The organism is Methylosinus sp. (genome assembly GCF_036560965.1).
In the GTDB taxonomy this organism is placed as follows: Bacteria; Pseudomonadota; Alphaproteobacteria; order Rhizobiales; family Beijerinckiaceae; genus Methylosinus.
In genome coordinates this window covers 1-9,242 of sequence record NZ_DATBQF010000060.1, presented here as the reverse complement: position 1 = coordinate 9,242, position 9,242 = coordinate 1, and the positions used below count along the sequence as shown (strand labels likewise).

Here is a 9,242-nt window from a genome sequence, read left to right as displayed (position 1 = left end):
GCAAGGAGCGCGCGTCATAATCGCCTCGAAGCCCAATCGCCGCCGCCATGGCGAACCTCCATGTGTTCGCCTGGTCGAATCAAATTTCAGCCGATTCGGGAATCCCACACGTGAGTCGGCCTCTCAGAGAGTTGGTATTATCCCTCTCTCTGGCGCTACACGCGGGCGCTCTACCAGCACCCGGCGATCCGCCCGACCGTCGATTTCGGTCACATCAAGGGCCATTATTATGGCAGCCATCCCTGGCTGAATCCGAGTGGAGTTATTCCAATCAGCCCACGACGCGATTTCGATGCTCCGGTCGAGCCTCGCCATCATCATCAGGCAGGCGTCTCATGACCAGTCTCGACACCTCTTTCGAACTGTTCGCGATACTCCGCTCGAGCGGTTCGCCGCGCATTCAAAAAATCGGAAGTCCGCTCTTTGCCCACCGTGCGGAATTTGGCTTGAACAAGCACCCGGCTTTGTCCCCCGCGGAGCGCAAATTTCAGCCGTTTAAAACGCCGATCGACGTCGAAACACATCGGCAATTCATACATGCCCAACCATCACACATTTGCGGTATTATGTAGCAGCCGCCACCGGCTTCCTCTACTGGCGCGGATGATGAGCCGCTATGCTCGCGGCTCATCATTTTTCGACGACGGAAGCCGCCATGAGCGCGACGGAAATCATCTCGACGCTGCGAGACAAGAGATCGGAGCTCGTCGACGCCATCGCGCAGCTGGAGCGTCAAGTCGATCGACGGCGCGCCGATCTCGGGCATATCGACGCGACGATACTACTGTTCGACCCAAGCATCGAAGACGAGGCGGCCCGATCGACGGAGCCGCGCGCGCACAACAGCTGGTTTCGCCCTGGCGAATGCCGTCGGCGCATCCATGACGTCCTGCGTGAAGCGACGGAGCCGATGACGACGCGCGAGATCGTCGCGGGAGTGATGAAGGCGAAGAGTCTGCCGGACGACGACGTTCGCGCACGCGACTTGATTCACAAGACCGTGCTCTGCTCGTTGAACCGGGCGAGGGATACGATCGAACGCAGCGAGGCGGCCGGGGTCGCGGTGTGGCGCGTGATCTAGCCGGCCTTCGCCCGCTGCCAATAACCGCAAAAATCGATCGATGGTCCAAGGCCCATCGCCAATCCGATGACGCCTTCCGCTTGGTCGCCATTGCCGATGCGGCGGTGATCTTCACGCCACGCCGCTTCCTGAGCGTATCGGACGAAATAGATTCCGGCGATATGGTGATGATGCCCGAGCTCGCCGCGGCGCAGCCGTGAAAAGAACGACTCGGCGCCATTGGTACAGGCGTCGTCGATGCTGTATCCCTGCTGATGATTGATCCGTTTCATCGAGAATTTGGCGTGCAGCGCATTCCAGGCCGGGCTCTCGTCGGCATGAACCACGGTTCCCTTGGCGACCTGACTGCGGATGAAAGAGGTTGCCGCGTCCTCGGAATCGAACACCGACGGCAGAGTGCGCCCGTCGCGTTCTCGCACCACGACGACGACTTTGCGTTTCCCCGATTGGTTCTCGACGAGGCGGGGATCGACCCGGTCGGCCGCCAGATTCTGCGGGCGGACATGACCGCCGAAATAGGCGCCGTCGATTTCGGCGACTTTTCCCTCGCCGCCGATGGTCAAGGCCCGCAAGCTCGCCGCCATGGCTTCGCGCAGCTTGTGCGCCAGCACGAAGGCGGTCCTATATTGAACGCCCAGATCTCGGGACAGGGCGAGCATGCTCTTGCCCTTCACCTCGTTGCAGAACAAGACGATCGACAAGAGATAGGTTTTCAGCGGCAGCTTATGCCACGCGAACAGCGTGCCCGAGGTCACCGAAAAGTCGCCGCCGCAGCCCTGGCATCGCCAGCAGATGCGCGCCGCGCCGACAGTCATAGCAGGCCGTGCAGCCGCAGTCCGGACATACGGGCTTGCCATCGGTCGCAGGCCAGCGCAGCCGCGCGAAAACATTCGCGGCGCCTCGGTCGGACATGCGCATGTCCTTGCCGATGCTGAGAGATCGCGCGGCGGCGGACAGGAGGAAATGCTGAGCCATGGCGCCTTCGCCAGAGAGAACATACCATGAACTCTCGGCGAGATCTCGACCCCTGTCAAGCGTGGTGGCGGTTGCTACATAAGACCGCGGAAATCTCTCCGCCGTTGACATTCCGCACGATATTGCATGCTCTCCGCGACAACTCGGACACGACGAGACATTTCTGGCGTTGGCACCTCGTCGTTCTGTCAGCGAGATCTGTTACGCGCCATGCGAGATCGAGTCTCGGAATGCGCAGCTCGTTTCTTCCACCAAATGAAGATGCCTGTTGCAGTCAGCACGACGATGAGGAGCCCGAACGCACAAACAAAAATGCGGTACGGTAGGCCGAACAGATTCGCCATATGGAGCTCGACCAGCCACGTCGTGATCGTATTTCCGGCTCTATGCCCTGTCGGCAGGAACGTGCTCTGCAAAGCGCCCGTGTAGGGGTCGAAAAAGACCGACGTCTGGCCGTAGCTCATGCCGATGTCGCGCGAAGAACGCACGCGATATTCCGCGTATCCGTCATCGGGAAGCACGTAGAGCGCGAGCGGACGCTCGATCGTGAATCCGTGAAGTCGTGATTGTTCGGCCATCAGCCGGCGTCCGATCGCCTGCGCGTCCTCCCAAGAGAGCGGAGCCTCATCGTCTTGACGACGCTGTGGCGGCGGCAGCGCCCAGGCGGGCGACTGATAATCGAAGAGCAGCTGCGTCGTGTTCCTATACAATGCCGGCAACTTGAAGCTGACGCTCGACCAAGCGAAAACGAGGAGCGGAATCCACAACCACAGCCCGCCCGCGCGATGAAGATCGAAGTTCCATCGAAAGATGGAAGCGCGCCGCCTGATGGTCCAGGCGGATCGCCAGCGCGTCGCAAATCGGTCGCGTCCGAAGCCCCCCGCCGGAAGGGTGAGGTAGAAGGCGATGAAGCAATCGACTGTCCAAACGAGCGCGACAAATCCGAGACTCCACGCCCCCGTCTTGCCGATCGCGAGCGCCATATGCAGATCATAGATGAAAGGCATGATCGCACGCGTCGTCGTCGGAAGGCCGCCCGATTTCAGTCGGCCCAATTCGCGCCCGTCGATAGGATCGAGAAAAAGCGTATCGAGATCGAGCGCCGCCCCGCCGGGACGCGCCTCCATGCCGATCACCGCTGTGCCGGGATAGCCGATATAGACCGTCTTGGCGCGCCCTTGCGGAACCAGGGCTTCCGCGCGCCGCGCCAGCGCCGCGGGGTCGAGAAGGGTTCCGGGACGCGGCTCGGGATAGAGTTCCGGCGTCAGCCAATGATTGATCTCCGACTGAAACGCGAGCACGCTGCCTGTCAGACCGACGATCACCAGGAAACCCGCCATCCCAAGGCCCGCCCATCGATGTAGCCGGACAAGATAGGAGCGCATCGCTCGGGCCTTCTTGGACGAGAAATGATCGAACGCTTCGTGACGAATCGGAGCGGGGCGGCGCGCCGCCCCGCGCGCGAACTCAAAACTCCACGCTGATCGTGCCGACGGCGGTGAAAGGCTTGGCCGGAATGAGCGGCGGCGGGGGCGTCGGGCCGGGCTGGAAGAAATTATCGGCGCCTTCGTAGTAGCGAACATTGTTGAGGTTGCGGAGGTTGAGCTGCGCCGTGAGCTTGTGGCCTTCGAGCAGCGTCGAATAACTCGCCATCGCGTCGACCCTCGCCCAACCCGGTTGGCGGATCGTGTTCCAAATATCGCCCCAGGCCGCCGTCGAGGCAGTCACGCCGGCGCCGGCGCGCCAGCCGAGGCCGTTGTCGCCGAAGTCGTAGGTCGCGAAGATCTTGCCGGAATGGCGAGGGACATTGTCGAGGTGATTGCCGTATTGCCCGCTCGCGCCGTTGAAATTGTATGGATCGAGCGGGTCTTTCAGATTGTCCGAAATCACCTTCGCGTCGATATAGGCGTAATTGGCGACGAGGCTCGCACGGTCGGTGACGCGTCCGAGCACGTCGAGTTCTATGCCGCGGCTGCGCTGAGCCCCGCCGAGCCTCATCGCGCCGGGCGCGGTAACGTCCTGGATCGGCACATTCGACTTCGTGATCTGGAAGAAGGCGAGCGTCGCCGTGAGGCCGGGGAGGGGCGACGCCTTCAGTCCGGCCTCCCACTGCAACGCCCGCTGCGCCGGCAAAGGCTCGCCATTGGCGGTCAAACCATTATTGGCGCCGAAAGACCGGGAATAGCTGGCGTAGGCGCTCACTTCTGGCGTGAGATCGAGCACGAGGCCAGCGCGCGGCGTCCATCCGCGATCGATGCGCTCGCGCGCGCCGAGCCGAGCCGAGATGGCGCAATCCTTGGTCGCGCTGAAATCGCCGAGGTAACCGAGGCTGGTGCAATCGCCTCCGACGACGCTCGCAATGTCGTATCGCGCGCCGAGGAGCAGATGCAAGCGATCGAACCATGTCGCCTGTTCCTGGACATAGAGGCCCTTCTGGCGAGTCAGCTGGGATGTATGCTGCTTCAAGGTCGTCCCGTTCCGCGCGTTCCAGAACGCGGCCTGCGGAACTCCGCCATAGGCCGGAGCGTAGAGGCTGATCGGATAGACGTCTCCCACGCCGAGAAAATAATCATAATAGCTGTTGAGATAGTCGAGGCCGAACAGGACATCGTGCTTCGCGTTCAGCGCGTGAAATTTTCCCTCGACATTGAGGTTGGTCGAAACGACCCTCGCATGCAGATCCTGAGCATTGGTGATGCGGTCGTAAATCAGATTGTTTGACTCCACTCCCGCATTGATGATGTTGAGCTTGCTCAGCCAGCTTTCGCTGTAGAGAAAATTATTGGTGAACTTCCAATCTTCGTTCAGATTCTGCCGGAACATATAGCTGATATGATAATTGCCGGCGCGGTCGCGCGGGTCGTTGGGCTCCTGAAACGAGCGCTCGAGCGGGATGGCGAAGGGGAGCTTTGAGGCGGGCCCGGAAACGGGCGAGCCGGCGTCGCTCTGCGCTCTGCTCTCCATGAATTGCGTGTCGAGCGTGAACTCCGTCCATGCGGATGGCCGATAGGTGACGACGGGAGCGACGAGCAATCTTTCGCCGCGCTGAAACGCGCGGAAGGAGCGATTATTCTGGTAGGCGCCGGAGAAACGATAGGCGAGGCCCGGAACCTCTTCGATCGGCGCGGTCAGATCCCATTGCGTCCGGTAATGGTCGTAGGAGCCGACCTGCTGCTCGATGCGATATTGCTCGCGATCGAGGGGCTTCTTCGTGACGAAATTGACGAGCCCGCCCGGCTCCATACGGCCATAGAGAACCGAGGCCGGGCCTTTCAGCACCTCGATGCGCTCGATATTGGCGGTGTCGAAGGACGAGGCGCTCGCATCGCCCAGCGCCAGACCGTTGCGGAAAAGGACGAGGCTCTGAAAGCCTCTGATCTTGAAATTATAGCCCTCGAGCTCATTGTTGTTGGAGCGCACGCCGGACACGTTTTCCAGCGCATCCTTCAGCTGCGTCAGCTGCTGGTCTCGCATCGCCTGCTCGGGGACGATGATGATGGCGGCCGGCGTTTCCCGGATGGGGACATCGGTCCTCGTGGCTGTCGTCGCATCGGGGACGACATATCCATTGGCCGCAGTTTTCTGCTCGCGATTGCCGGAGGCCGTTGCAGCCGCCGAAGGCGGCGCGGAGCCGATGTCGATGGTCGGAAGCGCTTCCTGCGCTCGCGCGGCGAGAGAAGCGAGGACGAGCGCGGCACAAGAGGCGCTGCGGAGATAATTCGCGTGCGGCATATATCGTCTCCTGGCGTGATGCTGCGATCACGCGCGAACCAGATCGGGGTGATTGCGAGAGCCCGCCGGCCGTCTCGGCCGGGTCAGGAGACGAAAGGAGGCGCGCGCGGCGCCCGCGAGAGTCGACCCGGGGCGCTGTCCTCGGGCGGCCCTCGCACCAGATGCGCGATCCGCGCCGGGGAAACGGGCGCCCGCACGCTCCGATGATCGGCGCGCGACGGAGCCATGAGACGAAGCTCGTCCTGGTCCCGGCTCTGACAACAAATGGCGCAGCATTTGGCGTGAAGCTCGTGGCGCTCGGCCGGGCCGCGAGGCTCGCCTCGCGCCGCGCAGAGATCCTTCGTGAGCGAGGCCGAGGCGCCGGCGCGATGACCGGGTTCGCCCGTTCCGAGGCGGGAGGCGGCGACAGCAGAGGAGAGTGAGTGCAGCAAAAACAGCAACATGGCCGTTATCGCCAGCGTCGCCTGCGCCCTCGATCCGCGATGTGCCCGCTCTTTTGTCATGGCCCATGATATCCCCGCCGCACATCCTCTTGCTGGCATGGGGACGGTCTCCTGAATGTTTCCTGATGGAGCAGCGCACGATTTTCCGCGCCCTGTGGCGGCTTTGCCACAGCTCGGCCTTGCGCATATCGTAAGCGGACGGAATAGTCGGAGCGCGGACGCCGATCGGTCGGCCGCGGAAGCCAAATCACCGACACGGCGAGGAGCGGCGCCGATGCGAATTCTATTGGTCGAGGATCACGAGGAGCTCGCGGGGCAGATCGCCAAGCAGATGAAGCACGCTGGATTCATCGTCGACCGCGTCGCCTCGATCCGGGACGCCGAGCGGGCATTGGACGATTATCCCTATTCCGTCACTCTTCTCGATCGCCGGCTGCCGGACGGCGACGGCCTGTCGCTGGTGCCGCACATCCGCAAGCGTCAGCCGGCGAGTCGCGTGCTGATGTTGACCGCCCTCGACGCGGTCGACCAGCGCATCGAAGGTCTCGACGCCGGCGCGGACGATTATCTCACCAAGCCGTTCAATCTCGATGAGCTGATGGCGCGCATTCGCGCCAATCTGCGGCGCCGCGAGGGCGATGAAACGCCGCCCGTGGTCGTCGGCGCCCTCTCCTTCGATTTTTCGACCCAGAGCGTCGCCGTCGGGGATCGACCGCTGATGCTCCATCGACGCGAATTATGCCTGCTCGAAGCCTTGATGCGTCGTTCGGGCCGCGTCGTGAAGCGTCAGAAGCTGATGTCGGAAATCTACGGCATCGACGACGAGATTCAGCCGCATGCGCTCACGATCCTGGTCTCGCGCCTGCGCAGCCGGCTCGACGACGCCGACGCCGGAGTCGATATCCATTCCGCGCGCGGCGTCGGCTATGTCATCACCAAGCGTCGAACGTGCTGAAGTTTCGTTCGCTCACCGACAGGCTGGTCGTCTCGCTGCTGCTGTCGCAAATGCTCGCCTTTCTGGCGACATGGATATTGGTGCAGGTCCTCATCGCCATCGGCGCCGCCTTCGTCTTCGATTTCGAGCTCCAGGATTTCGCCTATGTCGAGGCGCGCGACGTCGTGATGGAGTCGCTCGTCGAGGATGCGACCGGCGCGATCGTGATCGCGCCATCGCCGGCCTTGCTGGCGCTGCGGCGCGCGACGCCGACCTTCGAATATGCGGTCCTGACGCCGGAAGGCCGTCATCTGCCCGGCTCGTCGCCGGCGCTGGTGAAGGCGCTGAACGAAAGCGGGACGCTCGCGACGCGCTATATGGAATTCAGCGTCGCCGACGGCGCGCGCTCCTTCCTGCGCGGCATAAAGGAGAAGCGGAAGACCAGGTTCGGACTGATGTATATCGTCGTCTATGGCTATGAATTCCGGTGGAGCAGCCTCGTTTATTATCTCGAGGACGAGCTGATCCGGCCCGCGACATTCTTCCTCGGCATGGTGTCGGCCTCGGCGGCGGCCGCTTGGGCTTCCGTTCGCCGCGGCTTGATGCCGCTGAAGGCCGTTGCCGATAAGGCCGCGCGGATCGATCTCGATTCGCTCGGTCAGGCGATCATGGCGGAGAATGTCCCGAACGAGGTGAAGCCCTTGATCGACTCGATCAACGGCGCCTTGCGTCGGCTCGACGCCAGCACGACGCGCATGCGCCGCTTCACCGCCAATGCGGCTCACGAGCTGCGCACGCCGCTCACGATCATGCGCGCGCGCGTCGAGAGCGCAAGGGAGTCGACATTCGAGACGGATCTGTTGCGCGACGTCAGCCATCTGCAATCCATCGTCGAGCAAATGCTCATCGCTTCGCGCATCGCCGAAAATCAGGCGGCGGTCGATCAGGAAGTCGACCTCGTCGAAACGGTGTGGAGGATCGTCGCCGACTATATGCCGCTCATCGCGATCGGAGGCAGAGGGATCGAATTGGATAGCGGCGACAAAGTTGTTCTGGTGCGCGGGAACGAGCGCGCGATCGAATGTGTGATCGCGAATTTGCTCGATAATGCGTTGTGTGCGGAACCTCTCGGCGGCGCCGTCCAGGTTCGTATCGACGAAAACGCCATCGTCGAGATTGCCGACCACGGCGCGGGAATATCCGCGGAGGACAAAGACAAAGTCTTCGAGCCATTCTGGCGCAAGAGCGAACAGACGCCGGGCACTGGGCTCGGTCTTGCAATCGCGAGAGAGCTGATGGATCGACAGGGCGGTCGAATATGGGTGGAAGATACGCACGGCGGCGGAGCAACCTTCAAATTGCGCTTTCCGCAAATCAGTCCCACGATCGATGGGCCGACGCATGCGCGCTGATTCGACCGCCGAGCGTGAATAGCGCCTAGCATTCTGTTGAAGCGGGCTCTGGTGCAAAGCGCGTGAGCGAGGCACTCGGCCACCGATGCGTCGATTGCTCCTGGTGAAGGCCAACCCTGTCACGAGCGCGCAGCGGACTTATTCCGTCGTTGTTTTCCGACACCTCCTGTTCGGCGGCCCAAACATAATCGCCGGTGAGATTGACCGACGCGCGATGCTGTTGGCTTTCGTATGTGCAGTCACGGATTTCGCCGAGCCGATGGATGAATACGGCGCGCGCGAGACTGTTGCGCGACAGCGAATGCTTACCTTGCCAGTTAGAAGCCGTCCAAATCGACAACCGCGAGATCGGCCAGACAGCTCAGGCCAAACACACGCGCCTCCTCCCGGCGGCTCTTGCCCTGGTCGAAAGCAAAATCACGAACCGCCGCGTGCTTCCACAACGAATCCCCACCAACCCTAAAGGAATAAGCGGTCTTATGTAGCAACCCCCACCGTCGCTTGACATCGGTCGCGAGCTCGCTGAGAGTGTTCTTATTATGTTCTCTCTGGCGAAGGCGCCATGGCTCGGCATTTCCTCCTGTCCGCCGCCGCGCGATCTCTCAGCATCGGCAAGGTCATGCGCATGTCCGACCGAGGCGCCGCGAATGTTTTCGCGCGGCTGC

6 protein-coding genes and 1 pseudogene are annotated in these 9,242 nt (G+C 62.2%); 3 read left to right on the top strand and 4 right to left on the bottom strand.

Features of this window, described 5'->3' with window-relative positions:
* Window positions 1-320: 320 nt before the first annotated feature.
* A complete protein-coding gene (locus VIF40_RS16115; protein WP_331938532.1) occupies window positions 321-539 on the bottom strand; it encodes a hypothetical protein in 219 nt (72 codons plus the stop codon).
* A gap of 116 nt (window positions 540-655) precedes the next feature.
* Here VIF40_RS16115 and VIF40_RS16110 point away from each other — a divergent pair, with 116 nt between their 5' ends.
* Complete coding sequence (locus VIF40_RS16110) at window positions 656-1,081, top strand: hypothetical protein (RefSeq protein WP_331938531.1); 426 nt, start codon at window positions 656-658, stop codon at window positions 1,079-1,081.
* On the opposite strand, the pseudogene VIF40_RS16105 reads toward VIF40_RS16110, so the two are convergent.
* From VIF40_RS16105 to VIF40_RS16095, 3 genes and pseudogenes are all read right to left on the bottom strand, one after another.
* Window positions 1,078-2,056, bottom strand: a pseudogene (locus tag VIF40_RS16105) (IS1595 family transposase). The gene VIF40_RS16110 and the pseudogene VIF40_RS16105 overlap by 4 nt on opposite strands.
* A 188-nt stretch (window positions 2,057-2,244) precedes the next feature.
* Window positions 2,245-3,441: a PepSY-associated TM helix domain-containing protein gene (locus VIF40_RS16100; protein ID WP_331938530.1), complete on the bottom strand. Its 1,197-nt coding sequence runs from the start codon at window positions 3,439-3,441 to the stop codon at window positions 2,245-2,247.
* Between the two features lie 82 nt (window positions 3,442-3,523).
* Complete coding sequence (locus VIF40_RS16095) at window positions 3,524-5,788, bottom strand: TonB-dependent siderophore receptor (protein WP_331938529.1); 2,265 nt, start codon at window positions 5,786-5,788, stop codon at window positions 3,524-3,526.
* Window positions 5,789-6,505: 717 nt separating this feature from the next.
* Here VIF40_RS16095 and VIF40_RS16090 point away from each other — a divergent pair.
* Both VIF40_RS16090 and VIF40_RS16085 read left to right on the top strand, forming a co-directional pair.
* Window positions 6,506-7,186, top strand: coding sequence for a response regulator transcription factor (locus tag VIF40_RS16090; protein WP_331938528.1), 681 nt, complete (start codon window positions 6,506-6,508; stop codon window positions 7,184-7,186).
* Window positions 7,180-8,577, top strand: a complete 1,398-nt coding sequence (locus VIF40_RS16085; protein WP_331938527.1) for a HAMP domain-containing sensor histidine kinase — start codon at window positions 7,180-7,182, stop codon at window positions 8,575-8,577. The genes VIF40_RS16090 and VIF40_RS16085 overlap by 7 nt, the downstream gene beginning before the upstream one ends.
* The last annotated feature ends 665 nt before the right edge of the window (window positions 8,578-9,242 follow it).

Bases quoted from the DNA above. Each gene is read 5' to 3' on its own strand.
- VIF40_RS16115 (WP_331938532.1), bottom strand. From the start codon at position 539: ATGTATGAATTGCCGATGTGTTTCGACGTCGATCGGCGTTTTAAACGG.
- VIF40_RS16110 (WP_331938531.1), top strand. From the start codon at position 656: ATGAGCGCGACGGAAATCATCTCGACGCTGCGAGACAAGAGATCGGAG.
- VIF40_RS16100 (WP_331938530.1), bottom strand. From the start codon at position 3,441: ATGCGCTCCTATCTTGTCCGGCTACATCGATGGGCGGGCCTTGGGATG.
- VIF40_RS16095 (WP_331938529.1), bottom strand. From the start codon at position 5,788: ATGCCGCACGCGAATTATCTCCGCAGCGCCTCTTGTGCCGCGCTCGTC.
- VIF40_RS16090 (WP_331938528.1), top strand. From the start codon at position 6,506: ATGCGAATTCTATTGGTCGAGGATCACGAGGAGCTCGCGGGGCAGATC.